The organism is Flavobacteriales bacterium (assembly GCA_016700415.1).
GTDB lineage: Bacteria > Bacteroidota > Bacteroidia > Flavobacteriales_F > PHOS-HE28 > PHOS-HE28.
Genome location: CP065018.1, coordinates 2,462,434 through 2,485,871 on the forward strand (window position 1 = coordinate 2,462,434; position 23,438 = coordinate 2,485,871).

At 57.0% G+C, this 23,438-nt stretch carries 17 protein-coding genes and 1 tRNA gene; 16 read left to right on the top strand and 2 right to left on the bottom strand.

Going from position 1 to position 23,438, the window contains the following annotated elements:
* The first annotated feature begins 30 nt into the window (after positions 1-30).
* From IPP95_10340 to IPP95_10365, 6 genes are all read left to right on the top strand, one after another.
* Positions 31-1,566: a glutamate--tRNA ligase gene (locus IPP95_10340; GenBank protein QQS71584.1), complete on the top strand. Its 1,536-nt coding sequence runs from the start codon at positions 31-33 to the stop codon at positions 1,564-1,566.
* The gene (folB, locus tag IPP95_10345) at positions 1,557-1,907 is read left to right on the top strand and encodes a dihydroneopterin aldolase (GenBank protein QQS71585.1); all 351 of its coding nucleotides are present in this window, start codon (positions 1,557-1,559) and stop codon (positions 1,905-1,907) included. The genes IPP95_10340 and folB overlap by 10 nt, the downstream gene beginning before the upstream one ends.
* 63 nt (positions 1,908-1,970) lie before the next feature.
* Positions 1,971-2,041: transfer RNA gene (locus tag IPP95_10350), tRNA-Cys, on the top strand.
* A 107-nt stretch (positions 2,042-2,148) separates the two neighbouring features.
* Complete coding sequence (locus IPP95_10355) at positions 2,149-4,521, top strand: hypothetical protein (GenBank protein ID QQS71586.1); 2,373 nt, start codon at positions 2,149-2,151, stop codon at positions 4,519-4,521.
* 34 nt (positions 4,522-4,555) lie between these two features.
* The gene (gene recO / locus IPP95_10360) at positions 4,556-5,266 is read left to right on the top strand and encodes a DNA repair protein RecO (GenBank protein QQS71587.1); all 711 of its coding nucleotides are present in this window, start codon (positions 4,556-4,558) and stop codon (positions 5,264-5,266) included.
* A gap of 85 nt (positions 5,267-5,351) precedes the next feature.
* Positions 5,352-7,532: a S9 family peptidase gene (locus IPP95_10365; GenBank protein QQS71588.1), complete on the top strand. Its 2,181-nt coding sequence runs from the start codon at positions 5,352-5,354 to the stop codon at positions 7,530-7,532.
* Here the strand turns inward: IPP95_10365 and IPP95_10370 are convergent.
* Positions 7,506-7,736, bottom strand: coding sequence for a hypothetical protein (locus tag IPP95_10370; protein ID QQS71589.1), 231 nt, complete (start codon positions 7,734-7,736; stop codon positions 7,506-7,508). The genes IPP95_10365 and IPP95_10370 overlap by 27 nt on opposite strands.
* Before the next feature lie 112 nt (positions 7,737-7,848).
* Positions 7,849-9,321: a LysM peptidoglycan-binding domain-containing protein gene (locus IPP95_10375; protein ID QQS71590.1), complete on the bottom strand. Its 1,473-nt coding sequence runs from the start codon at positions 9,319-9,321 to the stop codon at positions 7,849-7,851.
* 2,243 nt (positions 9,322-11,564) lie between these two features.
* Between IPP95_10375 and IPP95_10380 the strand changes: the two genes are divergently transcribed.
* From IPP95_10380 to IPP95_10425, 10 genes are all read left to right on the top strand, one after another.
* Positions 11,565-15,167: a SprB repeat-containing protein gene (locus IPP95_10380; GenBank protein ID QQS71591.1), complete on the top strand. Its 3,603-nt coding sequence runs from the start codon at positions 11,565-11,567 to the stop codon at positions 15,165-15,167.
* 18 nt (positions 15,168-15,185) lie between these two features.
* Complete coding sequence (locus tag IPP95_10385; protein QQS71592.1) at positions 15,186-16,703, top strand: T9SS type A sorting domain-containing protein; 1,518 nt, start codon at positions 15,186-15,188, stop codon at positions 16,701-16,703.
* Positions 16,700-17,059 carry a hypothetical protein gene (locus IPP95_10390; protein ID QQS71593.1) on the top strand — a complete coding sequence of 120 codons (360 nt, stop codon included), beginning with the start codon at positions 16,700-16,702 and terminating at the stop codon, positions 17,057-17,059. The genes IPP95_10385 and IPP95_10390 overlap by 4 nt, the downstream gene beginning before the upstream one ends.
* A 158-nt stretch (positions 17,060-17,217) precedes the next feature.
* The gene (locus tag IPP95_10395) at positions 17,218-17,931 is read left to right on the top strand and encodes a hypothetical protein (protein ID QQS71594.1); all 714 of its coding nucleotides are present in this window, start codon (positions 17,218-17,220) and stop codon (positions 17,929-17,931) included.
* Positions 17,932-18,126: 195 nt separating this feature from the next.
* On the top strand, positions 18,127-19,464 hold the full coding sequence (locus IPP95_10400; protein ID QQS71595.1) for a T9SS type A sorting domain-containing protein: 1,338 nt from the start codon (positions 18,127-18,129) through the stop codon (positions 19,462-19,464).
* Positions 19,461-19,946, top strand: coding sequence for a hypothetical protein (locus IPP95_10405; GenBank protein QQS71596.1), 486 nt, complete (start codon positions 19,461-19,463; stop codon positions 19,944-19,946). Before IPP95_10400 ends, IPP95_10405 begins: the two co-directional genes overlap by 4 nt.
* Before the next feature lie 158 nt (positions 19,947-20,104).
* Positions 20,105-20,818: a hypothetical protein gene (locus IPP95_10410; protein QQS71597.1), complete on the top strand. Its 714-nt coding sequence runs from the start codon at positions 20,105-20,107 to the stop codon at positions 20,816-20,818.
* Positions 20,819-20,832: 14 nt separating this feature from the next.
* On the top strand, positions 20,833-22,350 hold the full coding sequence (locus tag IPP95_10415; protein QQS71598.1) for a T9SS type A sorting domain-containing protein: 1,518 nt from the start codon (positions 20,833-20,835) through the stop codon (positions 22,348-22,350).
* On the top strand, positions 22,347-22,673 hold the full coding sequence (locus tag IPP95_10420) for a hypothetical protein (GenBank protein QQS71599.1): 327 nt from the start codon (positions 22,347-22,349) through the stop codon (positions 22,671-22,673). The genes IPP95_10415 and IPP95_10420 overlap by 4 nt, the downstream gene beginning before the upstream one ends.
* An 18-nt stretch (positions 22,674-22,691) precedes the next feature.
* A complete protein-coding gene (locus IPP95_10425) occupies positions 22,692-23,288 on the top strand; it encodes a hypothetical protein (protein ID QQS71600.1) in 597 nt (198 codons plus the stop codon).
* Positions 23,289-23,438: the final 150 nt, after the last annotated feature.

Here is a 23,438-nt window from a genome sequence, read left to right on the forward strand (position 1 = left end):
CTGCCCGACGAGCCAGCATACACGTATAGCATGTCCGTAAGAGTTCGTTTTGCCCCAAGCCCCACAGGGCCGTTGCACATGGGCGGTGTACGTACCGCCCTGTACAACTACCTGTTCGCCCGCAAGCACGGCGGCCAGTTCCTAGTGCGCATCGAAGACACGGACCGGACGCGGTTCGTTCCCGGAGCGGAGGATTACATCCGTGAAGCACTGGCCTGGTGCGGAATGAAGCCCGATGAAGGGCCATGGGATGGCGGCCCTGATGGCCCCTACCGCCAAAGCGACCGCAAGCACCTCTACCGGGATTACGCGGAGAAACTGGTGCAGGACGACAAGGCCTATTACGCTTTCGACACGACCGAGGATCTGGACGCCATGCGAGAGCGGCTGAAGGCCGCAGGTGTCGCTGCACCGGCCTACAATGCCGTTACGCGCGAACACATGAAGAACAGCCTCACCCTGAGCGCGACGGAGACGCAGGAAAGGCTGGCGCGGGGCGATGAACATGTGATCCGTTTGAAGGTGCCGCGCAATGCTGAGGTCCGCTTCGAGGACGTCATCCGGGGTTGGGTCACGGTACACAGCTCCAACATCGACGACAAAGTGCTGTACAAGAGCGACGGCATGCCCACGTACCACTTGGCCAACATCGTGGACGATCACTTGATGCGGATCACCCATGTGATCCGCGGGGAGGAGTGGCTGCCGAGCGCCCCGCTGCATGTGCTCATGTACGAGGCCTTCGGCTGGGAGCGCCCGGCGTTTGCCCACCTCCCATTGATCTTGAAGCCCGACGGCAACGGTAAGCTGAGCAAGCGCGACGGCGACCGGCTCGGCTTCCCGGTCTTCCCGCTCGACTGGCAGGACCCCGTCAGCGGCGAACGCAGTAGCGGCTATCGCGAGCGCGGATATTACCCGGAAGCCTTCGTGAACATGCTGGCCCTGTTGGGCTGGAACCCAGGCACCGACCAGGAGATCATGAGCATGGAAGAACTCACGAAGCTCTTCGACCTGGAACGCGTACACAAGGGCGGTGCGAAATTCGACCCGGAAAAGACCAAATGGTTCAATCAGCAATACCTGCGCATGCGACCGGACGCCGAACTGGGCGAACAGTTACTCAAGGGTCTTGAAGGTTTGGGGATCACCACCACCACCGAGAAGGCCACGGCCGCAGTAGCCTTGCTGAAGGAGCGCGCAACCTTTCCGGAAGACCTGTTGGAAGGCACCTATCTCTTTACGTCGGGATCGCCCCTGGAGGACAATGAGGAAGGCTTGGCCGAACTGAAAAAACGCTGGAAACCGGAGGCCGCCGACACCTTGAACGCATTCATTGCAAGAATTTCCGAGATGTCATCGGTCCGACCCGACACCCTTGAACAGGTTTTCAATGAGGTGCTGAACGAGCACGGGAAGAAGATCGGCCAGATCATGCCGCTCTATCGGTTGTTCATGGCCGGTCGCATGCAAGGCCCGGGCATGTTCGACGTGAGCACCTTGTTGGGCAAAGATGAAGTGATCGTCCGGCTGAAGGCCGGGCTTGGGCGCTGTATGGCATGGGAATGATCGAGGTCAACGGTATCAAGGTGTACGCCTATCATGGCTGCCTCACAGAGGAAGGGCGCATCGGTGGGCACTACCGTGTGGACGTCGCTATTCAGGGCGACATGGCCCGTGCGGAGCGGACGGACAAGCTCACGGACACCATCGATTATAGCCGTGTAACGGCCATCGTGGTGGAACAGATGGCCGAGCGCTCCCACTTGATCGAGCATGTGGCCGCCCGGATACTCGCGGCCTTGCGTGGAGAGTGGCCCCATGGCTTCGTCTGGCGGGTCCGGCTGGAAAAGGAACACCCGCCCATTCCGGGTGCGGTGGACCGCGTTGTGTACACCGTGGAGGGTTAAGGAGGAAGCGGTTATCTTCGCGGCCCTGAATATGGCCTAATGGGCAAATAAGGGAAAAGCAATGGTCGCGTGGCCGAGTGGTTAGGCACAGCTCTGCAAAAGCTGCTACTGCGGTTCGAATCCGCACGCGACCTCACCCAAGACGCTCCGGAACCCCGGGGCGTCCTGCATTTGGCCCAATTTTGCCGTGCATACCGATCCCCCTGCTTCCACGTTGTGTCCACCGTAGTTCACTGACCGCATGCGACCTTCCCGAACGCTGTTCCTTGCCTCCGGCCTCCTCGGTCTGGCCGGAAGTCTAACGGCCCAACCCGCCATCGGCCATTGGCGTGATCACTTTCAATACCGGAAGACCATCGCGGTGGTCCAAGGCAACGATGACATTTACTGCGCAACCACCACGGCGGTCTTCAAATACAACGAGCAGTCCGGCGAGACCGAGCGCTACACGAAAGTGAACGCATTGAACGACGTCGATATCCTGACCCTGGGCTGGAATACGGACCGGAGCGCCCTACTGGTGGGCTACAAGGACGGCAATCTCGATGTGGTCCAGGACGGCAGTTCCATCAACCTGCCGGACATCAAGCGCAGTTCCATCGTGGGCGATAAGGGCATCTACTACATCACCAACGAGGGTGATCTGGCCTATTTGGGCTGCGGCTTCGGTATCGTGGTCGTGGATCTGGCCCGCATGGAGGTGAAGGACACTTGGTTGATCGGCCCGAATGCCGCACAATTGCAGGTGAACAGCATCGCTTTCCATGGGGATTCCATTTATGCCGCCACCCAGCAGGGCCTCTTTGCAGCCTGGCGGTGGGAGGCCAATTTGGCCGCTTACACCAATTGGCACAAAAGGCCGGACGTCCCGAGTGCGAACGGTGTGTTCTCTACCGTCCTCTCCTTCGGCGGCAAGGTGCTGGTGAACCACAAGGGAAGCACGGACCCCACAGCACTGCTGGACACGACGTACTACTATGACTCTGGGTGGCATGTCATGACCGCCATCCAAGGCAATTCCAACATGAACATGCATATTTCCCGGGATGGTTCCACCCTCACGGTCAGCCAACTTGGACGGGTGCGGCAGTTCAACACGGACTTGAACGAGACCTACTATGCCGACCAAGCCTCCGGAAATGCCCCCATGGGACCAGTGGACGCCATCGGGCGTGAGAACGGCGGCCTGTGGGTGGCAACAAGCGCCCATGGCCTTGTCCGCTTTAGGGGGGATGGCGACGTGACGGACATTTATCCAAATGGTCCTTCCAACAACAATGTCTATCGTATGTCCTCCGCCAAGGGTTCCTTGTATGTCACCACAGGGGCGCCCTCGGGGAATTGGGGCGATGAATTCCGCAAGGACGGGGTGCATTTCCTGATGGAAGGCCGCTGGGGGACGGCCGACCATGGCAACGATCCGCTTTTTGCCTCCGGTAGCAACGACTTTGGCGCTGAATTGAACGATGTTATGCCCGTGCAGGTCGATCCCGAGGACGAAAACCACGCTTTCGTGGGAAGTTGGGATGATGGCTTGTTGGAGATGCGCGATGGCCGTGGTGTCGGATTCTTTGATGCTGATAACAGCACATTGCAGCGGTTCCAGAACAACGCCTCGAACAATGTGCCAACACAGGTTGGCGGACTGGCCTTTGATGAAAAAGGGAACCTCTGGGTCACCAACAGCAACTGCGCCGCCCCCATCAGTGTCAAGCAAAAGAACGGTAACTGGCACTCCTTTTCAGCCAACGCCGCCCTGGCTAATAATACGCTGCTCTCAGACATCATTGTGGGAATGAACGGATACAAATGGATCGTCAGGCCCCGCAGTGCCGGCATGCTGGTATTCACGGACAATGGCACCCCGTCCGATCCGGGGGACGACCAAGCCAAAGCCCTCAGCACCTTCGAAGGCCAGGGAGGGCTGCCTTCCATGGACGTGTTCGCCGTGGCCGAGGATAAGGAACAGCAGATCTGGGTGGGCACGGGAAAAGGGGTTGCGGTGTTTTACAACCCGGACGCGGTGTTCACCAACGGGGATTTCGACGCTCAACAGATCTTGATCGAGCAAGATGGGAATGTCCAGATCCTTCTGGAGACGGAATCGGTAAGCGCGATCGCGGTGGACGGGGCCAATAGAAAGTGGCTGGGCACCCAGACCAGTGGCGTCTTCCTAGTATCGGCTGACGGCACGAAGGAGATCGCCCATTTCACCGCGGCGAACAGCCCGTTACCAAGCGACAACGTCATTTGCCTGAACATCGATGCCGTGACCGGCGAAGTGTTCATCGGCACCGATCAAGGTATCATGGGCTACCGCGGGGAGGCCACCGAGGGCAGCGAGACGGCCGACTGTACCAGCGTATTCCCCAATCCGGTCAGAGAGACCTTTACCGGCCCCGTGGCCATTACCGGCCTGGTGCGGGGCAGTGATGTGCGTATCACGGACGTGGCCGGCAACCTTGTGTTCCACACCATATCTTTGGGCGGTCAGGCCATATGGCCCGCCACGGACATGACAGGCAACCGTGTTAGTACCGGGATCTACCTTGTTCTGGCCGTGGACCCCGATGGTATACGCAAGTGCAATACCAAAGTGGCCGTAGTGAGATAGGCCCGGGCAAGTCCTCCACGGGGAAACTCTGCACATGCTTCAGACCACACGTGCCGTTGTGCTTCGCACCTTCAAGCACGGTGATAACTTCGTCATTTTGAAGGCGTACACCGAATGCTTCGGTGTACGCTCATATATCGTGCGCATCAGCAAGCGAGGCAGCGCCAAACCTGCGCACCTACAGCCGCTGGACCGCTTGGAAATAGTGGTAAGCGAGAGCGGGGAACGGGAACTGCATACCGTCCGTGAGGTCCGGACAGAGAAAGCTTACGTGGGCATTGCGGGTGATCCAGCCAGAGGGCTTCTGCTGCTCTTCGCCCAAGAAGTGTTCTATCGCACCCTGAAGGAGGAATCACCCGACCCCGAACTGTTCGATCTTGTCCAGCGCACGCTTGAGGAGATCGATACAGGGGACAACCTCGGCCAACTTCCACTGTTGCTCCTTCTGCGCCTGGCCCGGCACTTGGGCTTTCTTCCCGAACTGCCAGGGCCGGGTGAGGACCGGTTCGACCTGCGCGAAGGACATTTCTTCAATGGCGTTCCCGAACACGGGTTCTGCATGAACGTGAACAGCTCGCTCGCCTTTGCGGAGCTCCTGCGCGCGGAATCCACGGAGGTGGACATGCACCTGCCATCCGATGTCCGAATAGGATTGCTGGAGCAACTACTGGACTACTTCCGCCTTCACGTGGAAGGATTCGGGCAATTGCGATCTCCTGCGATATTGCACGCCCTGCTCCACTGATGCCGGTCCACTGGCCGGGCGCTATTTTCGCCAGCCTTGTCATCTGCCATTATCGCACTTGGCCGATCCCGCCCGCTCGAACACCATGAAAGCCTTCACCCTGCCACGACCGCCCCGCGCTGCGAAGGAACCCCACCGGACCTCCTTGCATGGGCGGACGCGGACCGACGAGTTCGCTTGGATGCGACTGACCGAAAAGCAGCGCATTGCAAAAGTCCCGGATGAGCACACCCAACGTGTGATCGCGTACCTGCGCGAAGAGAACACCTATTGCGAAGGCATGCTCGCTCCGGTCTCCGAGCTGCGCAACAGCTTGTTCACCGAGATAAAAGGACGGGTAAAGGAAAGCGACCTCAGCGTGCCATATCGGGAAAACGGATACTGGTACCGATACCGATTCGAAGAGGGGGCGGAATATCCGATCCACATGCGGGCGCCCGTGCTTTCGGAAAAGGAAAAGGTCCCGGCCGACTTTGTGGATTTTCTCGATGAAAACGCCATGGCCTTGGGACATGACTATTTCGATCTGGCCGACTTTGAGATAGCCCCCGGGAACAGCTTGATGGCCTACAGTCTGGACACGTTGGGCCGCAGACGATACGAGATCCGCTTCCGCGACATTACCACCGGCGAGGAGCTGGATGATGTGATCACCCATGCGGGCGATGGGGGCGCTTTCGCGGATGACAGGACGTTCTTCTATGTGCGCAAAGACCGCAGCCTGCGCAATGCCCGCGTGTTCCGTCACTTGATCGGCACGGACCCCACTACCGATGTGGAGGTGTTCCATGAAAAAAACCGCGCCTTCAGTTGTGATGTCTTCCGTAGCCGATCGGACCGGTACGTCATCATCTCCACCGAGAGCACCTTGTCCAGCGAGCACCGGCTTTTGCCCACGGACGATCCAACGGGAGAGTTCCGGACCCTCTTTCCGCGCGGCCGCAAGCACGAGATGAGCATTATGCACGTACCGGACGCTGAAGACCCATTGCGATCCGGTAAATTCTACATCCTCACCAATTGGAAAGCCCGGAATTTCAGGCTGATGGAATGCCCGGAGGACCGGACGGAAAAGACCGCGTGGACCGAAGTAGTGCCCCATCGTGAGGAGGTGATGTTGGAGGACGTCGAGGTGTTCATCGACCACTTGGCATTCACCGAGAGGGTGAACGGTCTGGCCCACTTACGCATACTACGGCTCAGCACCGGGGAAGAGCATGAGATCACCTTCCATGATCCCGCGTACGTGGCCTTTGGTAGCACGAACCCCGAATGGGACACCTCGAAATTCCGCTATGGTTACACTTCGCTCACCACGCCCACCAGTGTATTTGAACACGACATGGTCACCGGATGGGACCGCCTATTAAAGCAGCAGGAGGTGCTGGGCGGGTTCGACGCCTCGCGCTATGTGAGTGAACGGATCTGGGCCACGGCGAAGGACGGTGTGCAAGTGCCCATCAGTCTGGTGTGCCTTCGGGGTACGGAGCTGAACGGAAAGGCCCCCTTGCTTCTTTACGGCTACGGCGCGTACGGCATCAATGTGGAACCGGTCTTCAGCAGCGCACGGCTGAGCCTGCTGGACCGCGGTTTCGTCTTCGGCATCACCCATGTGCGGGGCGGCGAGGAGCTGGGGCGCGCCTGGTACGAGAACGGGCGCATGGAAAACAAGGTGAACACCTTCACCGACTTCATCGCCTGCGCGGAACAACTGGTTGCTGACGGCCATGCCGACCCCAAGAGGCTCTACTGCATGGGCGGCAGCGCCGGTGGCCTGCTCGTGGGGGCAGTGATGAACATGCGGCCCGACCTCTGGGACGCGGTCGTGGCCGAAGTCCCTTTCGTGGACGTGGCCAATACCATGCTCGACGCCAGCCTCCCGCTGACAACGGGCGAATATGATGAGTGGGGCGACCCGCGGGAAGCCGATGCGTTCGAACGGATCCTCGGATATTCACCATACGACAACGTGCACGAAGCGGACTATCCGGCACTTCTGGCCACCACCGGCTTCCACGACAGCCAAGTGCAGTATTGGGAACCGGCAAAATGGGTCTCACGCTTGCGGGAGCACCAACATGGCGACCGGCCCATATTGCTTTGGACGAACATGGAGGCTGGCCACGGCGGGGCCACCGGCCGTTTTGAACGGTTGAACGAAGTGGCCCGGATCTATGCCTTTCTACTGGACCGAGCATCCAAGCAAAAGGGCAATTCGGGCGAGCGGGGAGCCGAAGACTTAGCTGGCCAAGCGCTCGGCAAGTAGGATCTCCTCCGGGGACATGGGGAACGCCTCCAAGGGCTGGCGGGGATCACGGCGTGAGCGCTCGTAATCGCCGATGCTCGCAAAGTGGAGCCGGTCCTTCTCATTGGTGCCCGCCTCCCACACCACGCCGAAGATCTCCCTGCCGGAGCGAAGGCGGAACCGGCAATGCGCATGCATGAATTCACGGATGTTCGGCAGGCCCATGGTGCATCTGTTTGCACCGAAAGGTAATTGAACGAGGGCCGGTCACCTCGACAAATTCATCAACAATGGCGACCAGATCGTTGAAAACAACGACGAGCGTGCAGCTCTGGTTTTAGCCTTTTTCCACGCCCACCTTGATCTTTTCGCCCACGGTCAGGTGGCGGAAATTCATGTTGGCATTAAGTCGCTTAAGGTCGTCCAAACTAACCCCGGGATAGTTTTGCGCAATACCCCATAAAGTATCCCCCGGCTGCACAGTATGGTAAATATATTCCGTTGCTCCGGGGCTCGCAGGGACGGCTTTGGCCTCATCGGGCTCCTTGGTCGTTGTTACGGGCTCCGGGACAACCTCGTGATGCAGCAACAATCGCTGGCCCGCACGGATGCGGTCCCCGTGCAAGTGGTTCCACCTGCGCAGGTCCTGAATGCTGACACTGTTCCGCTGGGCGATCAATCCCAGCGATTCCCCGCTCCGGACCACATGCGTATAGCTCTTCGATGAACCCTTGGTGACGGAAGCATAAGTAACGGGCGCCGGTGTACTGACGTCCGGAACATAGGAGCGCGCAATAGTGTCCTCGTACTGGATGAATGATGCTGTGAGCGTCCTGGGAATATACACGGTGGCCGGACCGTCCATCACCGGGACCACACCCACCTTGAACATGGGGTTGAGATCACGCAGCTCCGTAGAGTCGGCACCGAGGATGCCGGCGAGACGGTCCAGTTCCAAGGGGTAGCGTATCTGCATGGTGTCCACCTCGTAGGCGCAGTAATTGGGGATCACCGGGTAGATGTTGTGGTCCGAGGCGTGGTTGAAGATGTAATTGACGGCGATGAACGCCGGCACGTACCCGCGGGTCTCGCGGGGCAAGTGATCGTAGATCTTCCAATAGTCCATGGTGCCCCCAGCGCGGCGGACGGCCTTGTTCACGTTACCCGGCCCGCAGTTGTACGCGGCTAGAGCCAGCTCCCAGTCACCAAAGGCCTCATGGAGATCGCGCAGATAGCGGCAAGCGGCATCTGTGCTTTTGTACACATCGCAGCGCTCGTCCACATAGCTGTCCACCCGCAGGCCGTAAAGCTTGCCGGTACCGATGATGAATTGCCATAAGCCCACAGCAGCGGCCCGCGAGCGTGCTCCGGGATAGAGTGCGCTCTCCACCACGGCGAGGTATTTCAGTTCCTGCGGAAGGCCATAGCGGTCCAGCGCCTCTTCAAATGCCGGGAAGTAGAGCTGTGCCATGCCCAGCATCCGTGCGGTCTGGTCGCGTTTGCGTTCGGCATACATGTCGATATAGGCCTGCACTTGTTTGTTGTAAGTCAACTTGAACGGTGTGCGTTCATCCAACTCCAGCATGCGCTGTTGGAAGACCTCCGGCGAATAAGTGGGGACCACATCGGGTGCGAAGTTGTGCGTGTTCAGTTTGCCCACGTCCGTGGTGAAGGGGTCGTTCTTCAGCCAGGGAAGCTGGCTCAGCGCATCCAAGCGCTCCAGCACTGGATCGTTCACCGAGATGGGATCCTGGGCGGCAAGCCCGAACGGAAGCAGCACGGTCGCGAGAAAAAGGAGGCGGATCTTCATGAAGGGGCGAATATCTCGTTTCATACGTCGACAAACGACAGGATGTTGCCCGGATGGTCAACGATCGATCGTTGGCTACGCAGGCCATGAAGGTAAGGGGTACCTCGAAGAACCTCGAACCGATGGCACAAGCGCTTATCGTTCGGGGCAGCCAAGGCGCGACGAAAGGAAGCTACCCGTAGGTAACTGACTGAGGAGTAACGCAGGATGACCGAACGAGAACGCTTGCCCGAAGGGTCGGCACATAGTGCCGATGACGCGGGAGTGAGGTTCTTCGAGGTACCCTAAGGGCTATGGGGATAGCTGGTCATTAGACGTGGTCCAAATACATCTTGCCCATCATCGCGGGCTTTTTGCAAAGCGTCCTACCCGATGGCAACCGCGAAAACGACCAACTCAACTTTATTCCACTACTCTTCAACAAGCCGCCCACCTCGGCGCAAGCATGTGGCAAGCCAGAAAACGCCTATAAACTCGACAGGACCCAACATCGCTGCCCCTGATCGTGTATTAGTGGTAGCAGAAATCGAGCCGAAAATAATGTTAAGTCATGGTAAAATTTATTCTTAGTATAGGTGCCAGAAAACCAACCCAGCCCACCATGGCAACCTCACCTCACCTCACCTCACCTCACCTCACCGAAGCATTGGCGGAGGAGGGCTTGCTTCCTTCTCGTAGCCACGATCATGGCTACGGTCACCGTTGAGGCACAGGGGCCGCCCGTGCTGGAATGGCAGCATCATGATTTCTATGGCCAACTGCCAAAAGGAACCCACTATGTTGACATGAATGGTGTTTTGGTTCCAGAAGAACATCCGTCTGCGACCCCGATTACCGCCAACTCCAGCGGAGGAGACTGGTGGATGGATGTCAAGGCTGTCAATAACCTCGATGGGACGCCAGGGGGATATGTAGCCGTTGGCTATAGCGGAGCACAGAACTGGGCATACAATGATGGCTGTTACCAATCAGCGATCAATCCGGCCACCCCCGCCCAAGATGATCTTCAAAAGCTGGAAACAGAGGTGATCCGACGAGGAGATCTCCGCGAGGCTGTAGCGTTTTACAATCTCGATGGAACGCGGCTCTGGTACAAATCGTTTTACGGCGGAGTGTTCGAGGGTGTGATTCAAGACACGGAGGGTAATATCGTGATCTGTGGAGGTGCATCGAATTCCAACTATCAATTTTTCGATGATATCGCCGACCCGAAGCAACTTTGGTTGAACCCTGCCAATTCATCTACACAAACTCTGCTTCCGACTAGCGGATGTGTCGGACCACAGGGCCAAATGATCGTCATGAAGATGGATCTGAGCGGCAACGTGATCTGGAACCACCTCTTCAATCCGAGTGCTGATGCGAATGTGGCGATCACCAGGCGGACAGGGGGCTACGACCTTGTCGAGACCAATAAGAACGGCATCAAGGGATACCGTGTGGTTGGAAATGCATACCCCTTGGTTGCAGGCAATCCTAATGGGTCAAATCGCCCTTATTTCGTCCAAATAGACCTTGACGGGTATAAAGCATGGGACCATTTGATCGAGCAGGTTGATGTGTATTGGCCCGTGATCGGCACCAATCCGGTATACACCAATGCCATAGACCGTGTTTATAACGCGGCAACACAGGAAGAACACTTTGTGCTTAGTGGGGTCAGCTGGCAATATCCTGCACCCACAAGCGCTTGGCTGATGTATTTCAAAGAACCGGCAACCGCTAGTGCATATGTGCCGTTCGATTGGATCGTAGACACCCATGTGGATGAAGCCCAGTTTCCATTGGTCGCGGATCCCCTTGCGCACCAGATCTCAACGGATGTAACGTTTAAGGTCGAAAGTGGGGTCGAGAAGATAATTTTTCCGGTTGTGGCAAACATAACGGGTTCGTGGTATGCTGGCGGCCACTATGCCCTGAACTCCCCGATCTATAAGCTATCGAGTTCATCGCCTCACGTGGTGGAGGCCCATACGGACCTTGGCGAGTTACATGCCTTTGATTTCAGATTGGGGGTAACGGTGACTTCTGACCAAAACCTCGTCGCGGTTTGCACAAAGTGGCCTGATGGCTTCAGCGTCGCTGGGGACCATTACGGCTACGATGATCTGAATGCAAATGTGCAATCCTGCCTCACAGGTTACCCCTTAGTGAATTGGAGCCAAACAAATCCGAATCAGATACCTGGGTGCTACTACTACTGGGGCAGTCAAAGCTATGCCACTAAACTGAACGGCTCAGACATGAGCGAGATATGGCATTACCAGTGGAATGACCCATACAACGCCGCTGATGACTGTTTTCCGGGCAATGTCCGGAGACGGCAATGCAATTTCCGCGTGGTGGAGGCCGCTGATCGAGGCCTTGTCGTCTGCGGCAACACAGGCCATAATTTTGATGACGCCTACTTGGCCAAGTTGAAGTCCCATTGCGAATTTCAATTTGACCCATCTATTACCTACGTATGCGAAGAAGGCGTCAACGATGGCAGTATCGCCCTCAATGTCTATGGAGGCTCCGAAAGCTATACCTACCAATGGTCCAACGGAGCCACCACCGCTGATATAAGCGGACTGGCACCGGGGGTTTATTCTGTCATCGTTACCGAACAAGGTGGTGCGCAATGCGCAGAGACCGAGATCTTCACCATCGCTGAGCCAATGGTGGTGGCGGTAACATATGCTCCAAGCTGCATGACCGGTGGTTATCCCACATACACGGCTTCAGTAACTGATGGTGGTGTGGGGCCGTTCACTTTTACATGGTGGGCGATCACATCGAATGACACTCATCCACCTGAGGTGGTCTACCAGGGACCGGTATATGAAATGCATCCGGGACACTGGCCACCTTGGGACGTCGAAGTGTTCGATGAGGGAACGGAATGCACGGTATGGGCTTCAGAATGGGGACCCTTCAACACCAGTTGGCCTCCTTCAGGCATGGTCTCCTCCGTAGTGACCCCCGCCATATGTCAGGAAGGGATCACGGGAGCCATCGACCTGACTTTGGATCCGGCTTACGCCCCATACACCTTCGTTTGGTCCAGCGGGGCCACCACGGAAGACCTGAGCGGGCTGGAGCCAGGGATCTACTCAGTGACGGTCAACTTCGGCCAAACCTGCAGCCTCGATTATTCATATACGGTGCAGGAATTAGCGGCCTGCTGCCCCGCCGACCTGGTGATCCATGACGGCACACACAGCAGCTCGCTACCCGCTTCCATCTCCGGCTCGGTCGATATCCGGGGCCAGTTCATCGTGGATGACGACTTCCAGTTCGCCTATGCCCAGATCTATATGGAACCGGGTGCGGAGATCATCGTGGAACCGGATGTTCATTTTGACATGGGCTACAGCACCATGGAAAGTTGCAGCAATACGATGTGGAAGAGCATCACGGCCAACGAGGGTAGCGTGGTGTATATCAGGGAAAGCACCTTGAGCGATGCGGAGAACGTGGTGACGGCCCTGAACGGTGCCAACATCGTGCTGATACAGGATGTGTTCCGGGACGACCGCCTCGGCCTGTCCGTGCCCGACATGAACGGGGGGCAATGGAACGACGTGAGTGTATACCTGAACGGGAACCTGTTCCAGAGCACGGGCGCGCTGGCACAACCCTATCCCGGACAAACCACGGCAGTGGGCCGCATTGGTTATGCCGCCGTGGAGGTGTACAACACCTATGCGGACCTCACCGGCGGTGGCAATATTGTGGATCGCATGAGCAACGGCATCATCGGCCACCGAAGTGATGTGGTCGTTACCGATTTCGGGTTCAAGAACGTGCAGCCCGATGCGGCGTATCCCTATATCGGCAACGGTTCTGGCATCTTCGCCCAAGGCGACCACAGCTACCACAAGCTGGTGCAACAGGGTTACGGCGAAGGCAACGCGCCGAGCTTCGAGAACTGCCAATGGGGGATCTTTACCCGGTACATGACCGTATGGAGTGAGCAGAACAACATGCAGAACGTAGGCACGGCCTACCGTGTGGAGCGCAGCGGGAACCGCTATGTGGACATCTTGAGCAACCAGATGCATACACTGTCCACGGGGATCGATCTCCGCATGAACCAAGGTGCGACACATGTGAGGGTACAGAACAACGACATCACCTTCGGGGATCTAGTGAACCCTTGGATACCACTGCCCACTTTCGGCATTATCGTGAACGAGTATCCGGGGGAGAATCCCGACTCCAAGATCCTCAACAACACCATCCACTACGTGCCGAAATACACCTCGTTCGTGGGCATCGGCTTGCTGGCCACGGACAAATGGTTGGTGGCGGAGAATACGTTGAACATGGTGAGCAACATCCACAACCGCTGGGGCATTGCCATCAGCGGTGCGCGCTACTGCGAGTTCAGTTGCAACAACATCAACGGCGCGGCCACCACCTACCCTGCGGACGGCCAAGCAGGCATCTACAGCAACATGGGCGAAGGCCAGCGCTTCAGTTGCAATGTGATGGATAAGACCTCCAACGGTGCCCTCTTTAATGGCCTTGCTGCTGACATCGACTTGAGTGGCAACCAGTTCAACCGGCATAAGTGGGGTTTGCACCTTTCGAGTTCGGCCATCATCGGAACGCAGGACCATAAGGGAAATCTGTGGTATGAGGAACCCGCACAAGGGGGATTGGGGGCGTGGAATGAGAACGACCTTAACGCATCCAACAATCCCTTCCTCTACAATCCGGCCAATATCAGTGGCGGTAACACCGAGCCGCCATCGTGGTCTCCCAATTATTGGTTTAACACAGATCCAGGCACCAACTACGATTGTGCCACCGCCAACAATGGGCCGTATTGCGAGCAGTTCCACGCGCTGCTGAACGGCTATGGCATCACGGAGCTGGACCATTTGATCGCCAAGGACAGCTTGGAGAACGACCCCTACACCGAAGAAAGCAAGTACATGCTGAAAGGCGGCCTGTACAAGAAGCTGGATGATAACGCCGCGTTGCGCAACAGTGAACAGGAACTGGTCGACTTCTACAACGACTTGCAAGGCAGCACCACCGCCGCCTTCAAGTCCATCGACGACAGCCAGAAGACGCTGAACAACATGGACAGCAGCGTGGTGGTGCAATTGCAGGCCAACCGCGCCCAGATCGAGATCTTGATGGACTCGGTAAAAGCAGGTATGGTGCAAATGGACGATAGCACGCTGACGGACGCACAGCGCAGCACAATACTCTCCGGGTTGAGCGGCTACCGCAGTACCATCGGCACCCTAACCGCGTGGAACAACTCCGCGTTGCAACTGGCCGCTACTACCAAGGTGCTTACCGCCGAAAGCATAAAGGCGGCCAATACCAACATTGGTACTACCAAATTGATCGAGAGCAATGAAAAGGAGGTGAACACCATCTACCTCTCCACCATAGGCAAGGACGTGGACACGTTCACGGTGGACCAGTCCAACACCTTGTTCTACATCGCCAATCAATGCCCGATGGTCGGAGGGAACTCGGTTTACAGGGCGCGTTCCTTGTACCGCCTGATCGACGACGAACAACAGTTTGACGACCCGATGCTCTGCCTGCAACATGGCATTATTGTAAAGAGCTTGGTGGCGCGGGAGGTGAACACGATGGGCGTTGTACCCAACCCCGCAAGGGACGGAGCAACGCTTGTACTTGGCAAGCCCTTGGACGAGGCAGGCACCTTTATTTTGTTCAACGCTGTGGGCGAAGTAGTGATGCGTTTGGATGTGCCTGCGGAAGAGTACCGCATGTCATTTGCTACAAGCGGACTGGCAACTGGTGTGTATCACTACCGGGTGGTGAACTTAACCGGGTTGGTTGGAAATGGCAGACTTTCCATTGTTCGATAAGTATCGAGCTGCAGTACGATGGCACAGAAAGCAGCTATCAGGCTTCTGCTGGTTTGGTGCATGGTGCATGGTGCGGGGTTTCCGCACTATGCCTGTGCCCAACAAGGTCTCAATAACCTGTGGATGGGTGGCACGAACAGTGAGGAACCTCTTCCCTTTGGGGGCACCGACTTGGACTTTTCCTCCGGCAGCGTCGTGTTGTCATACGTCCAGCGCGATATCGATTTCCGACGAACATCCGCGAACATCACAGATGCCGACGGTAATTTGCTCAGCAGCACCAATGGGGCCTACATCGCCAATGCCATCGGCGATACCATGCTGAACGGAGGCGGGCTGAACCCCAGCCAATACACCTCGTGGTGGCCGGAAGGTTTACACATCGCACAAGGCTGCCTGATCCTTCCCAAGCCGAACGCACCGGGCATCTATTACCTCTTACATGGGACCATAGACGATCTGTCAAGCTCCCTTTCGCACCACCTGTATATGACCACCATCGACATGAGCTTGGACAGTGGCCTGGGGGGCGCAGTGAGCAAGAATGAGGTCTTGATCGCGGACACCTTGAACGAGGGCAGGATCACGGCGGTACGGCATGCCAACGGACGGGACTGGTGGGTGTTCTGCTTTAAGGCCAACACGAACATCCACCACCGTCTGCTGGTAACTCCGAGCGGTGTGAGCGTGAACGGCAACCAAGCCATCGGCGTGGTTCGCACACCCGATCATGGTCAGGCGTGCTTCTCTCCGGATGGCAGCCGGTATGCCTATTACTCCGGTTTCGGAACAGCTGATCTGGATATCTTTGATTTCGACCGGTGTACCGGTTTGTTCTCCAACCCGGTGAACATACCCATCGATGATTCTAACAGCTTCGGTGGGGCAGCTTTTTCCCCCAACAGCCGCTTCCTCTATGTTACCTCCGTGCTGGACGTTTACCAGTACGATACGGAAGCCTCGGACATCGCCGCAAGCATGGTCCATATTGCCCATTGGGACAGCACCTATTCGCCCGGCCCGCCCTTCGCAACGGTGTTCGATATTGCCCAATTGGCACCGGACGGCAAAATCTATATTGGTACCGGGAACAGCACACTGCGCATGCATGTGATCAACGACCCGGATGAACCGGGTTTGGCCTGTAACATGGTGCAGCATGGGGTGGTAATGCCTACCTACTATACGAACTCCCTGCCCAACCACCCCAATTACTTTTTGGGGCCGGTGGATGGGAGTGTTTGCGATAGTTTGGGGATCAATACCCTCACCCCCGGCCCCTCTCCGAGGGAGAGGGGGGTGCGGGTATACCCCAATCCAAGTCATGGAGCGTTCACACTGAGCTATCCGGCACAGCCCACGGTGGGCCAGTTGGAAATACGCGATGTGGCAGGGCGGGTGGTGATGGAGGAACGCATACCGCAGTGGAGCACGGTACACCAAGTGGAGCTAACAGGGCAGGCTACGGGGATGTACCAGTGCAAGCTTACGTGGGCAAAATGGAGTGTTGCTACGCATGTAATTCTGGAACGATGAGCTTACGGAACTTCATAGTTCTACTGGCATTGATGCCTGCGATGGCCTTTGCCCAAAAGCCGGACAAGGAGTTGCAGCGCCCGCCTGAGGCGGATGGAGGCCCTACGCACTCGGCGCATCCAGCGGATCTCATTGTGGAGCCGAGCGCGGACGTGTTATTGAGTGCCCCCAACGCTCTCACCATGCAGGTGATCATGGCGCAAAAGCACACCGGTATTTCCGATGAGCAATGGCTGAAGATGATGCTGGAGCCTGTCAACGCTACCTTGTATCCCATCCGGCTTACGCAAGCGATGTTGGATACCTTGGATGCGACTAAATTGGATGCGAGGTACCGGTATGAGTTGGTGCGGTGAAACGAAAACACGGGAAGATGAGGGGTATTGAAACAGATATTCAAAGGCCAAGCATACAAGCGTGGACGAGCCTCCCGTCGCAGGGTCCGCCAAGTATCGCTGAACCCGCTTTGCGTGACCCTGCGCGTTCGGCCAACCGTGCCCAGATCGAGATCTTGATGGACTCAGTAAAAGCCGGTATGGTGCAAATGGATGACAGCACACTAACGGACGCGCAACGCAGTGCGATCCTCGCCGGACTGAGCGGCTACCGCAGCACCATCGGTACCCTCACCGCATGGAACAACTCCGCGTTGCAAGTGGCCGCTACTACCAAGGTGCTTACCGCCGATGGCATTAAGGCAGCCAATACCAACGTCGGAACTACAAAGCTGATCGAAAGCAACGAGAAGCAGGTGAACGAGATCTACCTCTCCACCGTGGGCAAGGACGTGGACACCTTTACGGTGGACCAGACCAACACCCTGTTCTACATCGCCAACCAATGTCCCATGGTCGGTGGTAACTCCGTTTACCGGGCACGCTCGCTCTACCGCTTGATCGACGATGAACAACAGTTCGACGACCCGCAACTCTGTCTGCAGCACGGCATCATTGTGAAGAGCTTGGTGGCACGTGAAACGAACACCATTGGCGTAGTGCCCAACCCGGCAAGGGACGGGGCCACGCTGGTGTTAGGTGAACCGTTAGAAGAGGGAGGCGTCTTCATTTTGTTCAACTCGGTCGGTGTCGAAGTTATGAGGCTGGACGTTCCTGCGAAAGAGCCGCGCATGTCCTTTGGCACATCCAGGTTGGCAACAGGTGTGTACCACTACCGAGTGCTTTCAACATTGGGTTTGGTAGGGAACGGCAGATTGTCTATTGTTCGATAAGGCTCGAACCGCTGAACAATGACGCAGAATGGAACACTCAGGTTCCTTTTGATGTTGTGCATGATGCATGGTGCGGGAAACCCGCACCATGCACTTGCCCAACAAGGAATCAATGATCTTTGGATGGGCGGCTTCGAAGACCAATCTCCGCCACCCTGGGGTGGGGTTGACCTCGATTTCATGACTGGGGACTTGGTGATATATACTGTAAATCGCGAAATCGATTTTCACCGCACCTCCGCCAACATCAGTGATGCGGAAGGCAATCTGCTCTTCAGCACCAACGGGGCTTACATTGCCAATGCCACCGGGGACAGCATGTTGAACGGAGGGGGGCTCAATCCGAGCTGGTATACTTCGGACCACCCAGAAGGATTGTACATTTCCCAAGGCTGCTTGATCCTTCCCAAGCCGGAAACGCCCGGTTTCTACTACCTCTTTCATGGGACCATAGACGATCTGTCAAGCTCCCTTTCGCACCACCTGTACCTGACCACCATCGACATGAGCTTGGACAGTGGCCTGGGGGGCGCAGTGAGCAAGAATGAGGTCTTGATCGCGGACACCTTGAACGAGGGCAGGATCACGGCGGTACGGCATGCCAACGGACGGGATTGGTGGGTGTTCTGCTTTAAGGCCAACACGAACATCCACCACCGTCTGCTGGTAACTCCGAGCGGTGTGAGCGTGAACGGCAACCAAGCCATCGGCGTGGTTCGCACACCAGATCACGGGCAAGCGTGCTTCTCACCGGATGGCAGCCGGTATGCCTATTACTCCGGCTTCGGGACGGCCGATCTGGACATCTTCGATTTTGACCGCTGCACCGGCTTGTTCTCCGATCCGGTGAACATAACCATCGATGATTCCAACAGCTTAGGCGGCTTGGCTTTTTCCCCCAACGGCCGCTTCCTCTATGTTTCCTCGGTACTGGACGTGTACCAGTACGATACGGAAGCCTCGGACATCGCAGGATCCATGGTCCATATCGCCCATTGGGACAGCACCTATTCGCCCAGTCCTCCTTTTGCCACGGTGTTCGATATCGCCCAATTGGCCCCGGACGGGAAGATCTATATCGGAACGGGGAACGGCACCCAACGCATGCACGTGATCAACAACCCCGATGCCCCGGGTTTGGCCTGTAACATGGTGCAGCACGGCATCGAGCTTCCACGGTACTACTCGAACTCCCTGCCCAACCACCCCAACTACTTTTTGGGGCCTTTGGCGGGAAGTCCATGCGATACGCTGGCCTTGGGGGTGGCCCCCCTCTCCCCGGGAGAGGGGCCGGGGGTGAGGCCATACCCCAATCCTTCGCTTGGTGCCTTCACACTGAGCTACATGGCACAGCCCACGGTGGGCGAGCTGGAGGTGCGCGATGTGGACGGGCGGGTAGTGTTGCGGGTGCGGCTCCCGCAGTGGAGCACGGTACACCAAGTGGAGCTGGCCGGTCAGGCTGCGGGCATGTACCAGTGCAAGCTTACGTGGGCAAAAGGGAGTGTGGCCACACATGTAATTTTGGAACGATGAGGTTACGGTATTTCTTAGCCCTGCTGACCTTGCTGCCTGCGATGGCGTGGGCGCAAAGCGCCGTCCCGGCAGGGACGCCTGATCCTATCAATCCTGTAATCCTGTCCAAAAAAGACCCTGCGGTCACGCGCGACAGCATCGCCGCAAGGCGAAACAATCCTGTCACCCCGATACGTATCGGGGCTGAAATCCTGTCCAAAAAGGAACCTGTCAGAACTCACCCAACCGTCCCATCGCAGGGTCCGCCAAGTATCGCAGATCCCAGTTTGCGTGACCCTGCGGGTACGGGCGTACCTAACGCGCTCACCATGCAGGTCGTCATGGCGCAAAAGCACACCGGCATTTCCGATGCGCAATGGCGGAAGATCGTGTTAGAGCCGATCAACGCTACCTGGTATCCCATCCGGCTCACGCAAGTAATGTTGGATACCTTGGATGCGACTCAATTGGATGCGAGGTACCGGTATGAGTTGGTGCGGTGAAACGAAAACACGGGAAGATGAGGGGTATTGAAACAGATATTCAAAGGCCAAGCATACAAGCGTGGACGAGCCTCCCGTCGCAGGGTCCGCCAAGTATCGCTGAACCCGCTTTGCGTGACCCTGCGCGTTCGGCCAACCGCGCCCAGATCGAGATCTTGATGGACTCCGTGAAAGCAGGCATGGTGCAAATGGATGACAGCACGCTTACGGACACGCAACGTAGCGCGATCCTCGCGGGGCTGAGCGGCTACCGCAGCACCATCGGTACCCTCACCGCATGGAACCACACAGCTCTGCAGTTGTCCGCTACGTCCAAGGTGCTTACGGCCGATGGCATAAAGGCAGCCAATACCAACGTCGGAACTACGAAGCTGATCGAGACCAACGAAAAGCAGGTGAACGAGATCTACCTCTCCACCGTGGGCAAGGACGTGGACACCTTTACCGTGGACCAGACCAATACGCTGTTCTACATCGCCAATCAATGCCCGATGGTAGGCGGGAACTCCGTGTACCTGGCACGCTCATTGTACCGCCTGATCGATGATGAGCAACAGTTCGACGACCCCATGCTCTGCCTGCAGCACGGCATCATCGTGAAGAGCTTGGTGGCACGTGAAATGAACATCATTGGCGTAGTGCCCAACCCTACTCGAGATCAAGCTGCACTGGTGCTCGAAAAACCACTGGATGCGCCGGCGGTATTCATCATATTCAACGCGATCGGTGTTGAGGTGATAAGGCACAGCATCCCTATGGACATGGTGCGCTTCGAATTCAGTACGACATCATTAGCGGCTGGACTCTATCACTATCAGGTGCGCGGCCCATCGGGCAATATGGGTGAAGGCAAGCTTTCGATCATTAGATGATACGGTCTTGCATCATGATGCGCCGCACGTACGCCATGAAGGCTGTACGTGCGGCGTTAATGCTTGCCATGGCGACCATAACCGCTGTTGCACATTCCCAGCAGGGGCTTAGTAATCTTTGGATGGGAGGTTATGGGGAGCAATGGGGCGAGCCTTGGGGTGGAGGGGATATGGAGTTTGGCACCGGAAATTTGGTGGTCTCCGCAGCGGAACGCGGAATCGATTTCGTTCGCACTTCCGCCAACATCACGGACACTGACGGCAACCTCCTCTTCAGCACCAACGGGGCCTACATTGCCAATGCCGTCGGGGACACCATGTTTAATGGGAATGGATTGAACCCAAGTATATACACCTCGTGGTGGCCGGAAGGGTTGCGCATCTCACAAGGCTGCATGATCCTTCCCAAGCCCGATACGTCCGGTATCTATTACCTCTTTCATGGGACCATTGACGATCTGGCAAGCTCCCTTTCGCACCACCTGTACCTGACATGCATCGATATGAGCTTGGACAGTGGCCTGGGGGGGGTACTAAGCAAGAACGAGGTCCTGATCGCGGACACCTTGAACGAGGGCCGGATCACTGCCGTGCGACATGCGAACGGACGGGATTGGTGGGTATTCTGCTTTAAGGCGAACACGAATATCCACTATCGCCTATTGGTAACCTCGAATGGTGTGAGCGTGGACGGTACGCAGGCCATCAGCGAAGTCCGCACACCGGATCACGGTCAGGCATGCTTTTCCCCGGACGGTAGCCGGTATGCCTATTACTCCGGCTTCGGGACGGCCGATCTGGACATCTTCGATTTCGATCGCTGCACCGGCTTGTTCTCCGATCCGGTGAACATAACCATCGATGATTCCAACAGCTTAGGCGGCTTGGCCTTTTCCCCCAACAGCCGCTTCCTCTATGTTTCCTCGGTACTGGACGTGTATCAATATGATACTGAGGCTTCCGATATCGCCAGCTCCATGGTCCACATCGCCCATTGGGACAGCACCTATTCGCCCAGCCCGCCCTTCGCAACGGTGTTCGATATCGCCCAATTAGCTCCGGACGGGAAGATCTACATCGGCACCGGAAACAGCACGCTACGCATGCATGTGATCAACAACCCGGATGAGCCGGGCCTGGCCTGCAACATGGTGCAGCACGGCATCGAGCTTCCCCGATACTATGAGAACTCCCTGCCCAATCACCCCAACTACTTTTTGGGGCCTGTGGATGGGAGTGTTTGCGATAGTTTGGGCATAAATGTGGGTGTGCATGAAGTGGTTTCAACAGCCACGTTAAGGGCTTATCCAAATCCTTCAAAAGGAGCCTTTACGCTAAGCTACGCGGCCCAGCCCACCGTAGGCGCGTTGGAGGTACGTGATGTAACCGGGCGGGTAGTGCTGCGCGAGCGTATACCGCAGTGGAGTACCCTGCACCAAGTGGAGCTAACAGGGCAGGCTGCAGGCATGTACCAGTGCAAGCTTACGTGGGGGCAGCAGAGCGTTGCCACGCATATAATTTTGGAACGATGAGCAAGCGGAACATCATAGCCCTACTGGCCTTGGTGCCTGCCATGGCATGGGCGCAAAGCCCCGCCCCGGCAGGGGCACCCGATCCTGTCAATCCTGTGATCCTGTCCAAAAAAGACCCTGTCAGATCCCATCCCCCGAACGCGCTCACCATGCAGGTCATCATGGCGCAAAAGCACACCGGTATTTCCGATGCGCAGTGGCGGAGGATGATGCTGGACCCGGTGAATGCTTCGTTGTATCCCATCCGGCTTACGCAGGCGATGTTGGATACCTTGGATGCGACTAAATTGGACATGCGGTACCGGTATGAGCTGGTGCGGTGAAAACGAAAGCACGGGAAGATGGGGAACATTGAAACAAGCACAGACCGCAGGGTCCCGAAGCGGAGACCCGGCGGGAGGGAGAAGGCGGCCAACACCAACGTGGGTACGACCAAGTTGATCGAAAGCAACGAGAAACAGGTGAACGAGATCTACCTCTCCACCGTGGGCAAAGATGTGGACACCTTTACCGTGGACCAGTCCAACACCTTGTTCTACATCGCCAACCAATGCCCCATGGTCGGTGGGAATTCGGTCTATAGGGCACGCTCATTGTACCGCCTGATCGATGATGAGCAACAGTTCGACGACCCGCAACTTTGCCTGCAACACGGCATCATCGTAAAGAGCTTGGTGGCACGTGAAACGAACACCATTGGCGTAGTGCCCAACCCGGCAAGGGACGGGGCAACACTGGTATTGGGCAAGCCACTAGAAGAACCCGGTGTCTTCATCCTGTTCAACCCGGTAGGCAAAGAAGTAATGCGGCTGAAAGTTCCCGCAGAGGAATACCGCATGTCCTTTGCCACAAGCGGGCTGGCCACCGGCGTGTACCACTATCGGGTTGTCACCGATCTGGGCTTAGTGGGTAACGGCAGGTTGTCCATTGTCCGCTAAGATTTGACCCACTGAAAGATGGCACAGAATGGAACACTCCGGTTCCTTTTGATCTGTTGCATAGTGCATGGTGCGGGAATCACGCACCATGCACTTGCCAAGGTGTGAACAATAGATGGTCAATGGGATACAATGGTTCGGGTGGATCAC

Coding starts and splice junctions, on each gene's coding strand:
- IPP95_10340 (QQS71584.1), top strand. CDS start 31: ATGTCCGTAAGAGTTCGTTTTGCCCCAAGCCCCACAGGGCCGTTGCAC.
- folB (QQS71585.1), top strand. CDS start 1,557: ATGGGAATGATCGAGGTCAACGGTATCAAGGTGTACGCCTATCATGGC.
- IPP95_10355 (QQS71586.1), top strand. CDS start 2,149: ATGCGACCTTCCCGAACGCTGTTCCTTGCCTCCGGCCTCCTCGGTCTG.
- recO (QQS71587.1), top strand. CDS start 4,556: ATGCTTCAGACCACACGTGCCGTTGTGCTTCGCACCTTCAAGCACGGT.
- IPP95_10365 (QQS71588.1), top strand. CDS start 5,352: ATGAAAGCCTTCACCCTGCCACGACCGCCCCGCGCTGCGAAGGAACCC.
- IPP95_10370 (QQS71589.1), bottom strand. CDS start 7,736: ATGGGCCTGCCGAACATCCGTGAATTCATGCATGCGCATTGCCGGTTC.
- IPP95_10375 (QQS71590.1), bottom strand. CDS start 9,321: ATGAAGATCCGCCTCCTTTTTCTCGCGACCGTGCTGCTTCCGTTCGGG.
- IPP95_10380 (QQS71591.1), top strand. CDS start 11,565: ATGAGCGAGATATGGCATTACCAGTGGAATGACCCATACAACGCCGCT.
- IPP95_10385 (QQS71592.1), top strand. CDS start 15,186: ATGGCACAGAAAGCAGCTATCAGGCTTCTGCTGGTTTGGTGCATGGTG.
- IPP95_10390 (QQS71593.1), top strand. CDS start 16,700: ATGAGCTTACGGAACTTCATAGTTCTACTGGCATTGATGCCTGCGATG.
- IPP95_10395 (QQS71594.1), top strand. CDS start 17,218: ATGGACTCAGTAAAAGCCGGTATGGTGCAAATGGATGACAGCACACTA.
- IPP95_10405 (QQS71596.1), top strand. CDS start 19,461: ATGAGGTTACGGTATTTCTTAGCCCTGCTGACCTTGCTGCCTGCGATG.
- IPP95_10410 (QQS71597.1), top strand. CDS start 20,105: ATGGACTCCGTGAAAGCAGGCATGGTGCAAATGGATGACAGCACGCTT.
- IPP95_10415 (QQS71598.1), top strand. CDS start 20,833: ATGATGCGCCGCACGTACGCCATGAAGGCTGTACGTGCGGCGTTAATG.
- IPP95_10420 (QQS71599.1), top strand. CDS start 22,347: ATGAGCAAGCGGAACATCATAGCCCTACTGGCCTTGGTGCCTGCCATG.
- IPP95_10425 (QQS71600.1), top strand. CDS start 22,692: ATGGGGAACATTGAAACAAGCACAGACCGCAGGGTCCCGAAGCGGAGA.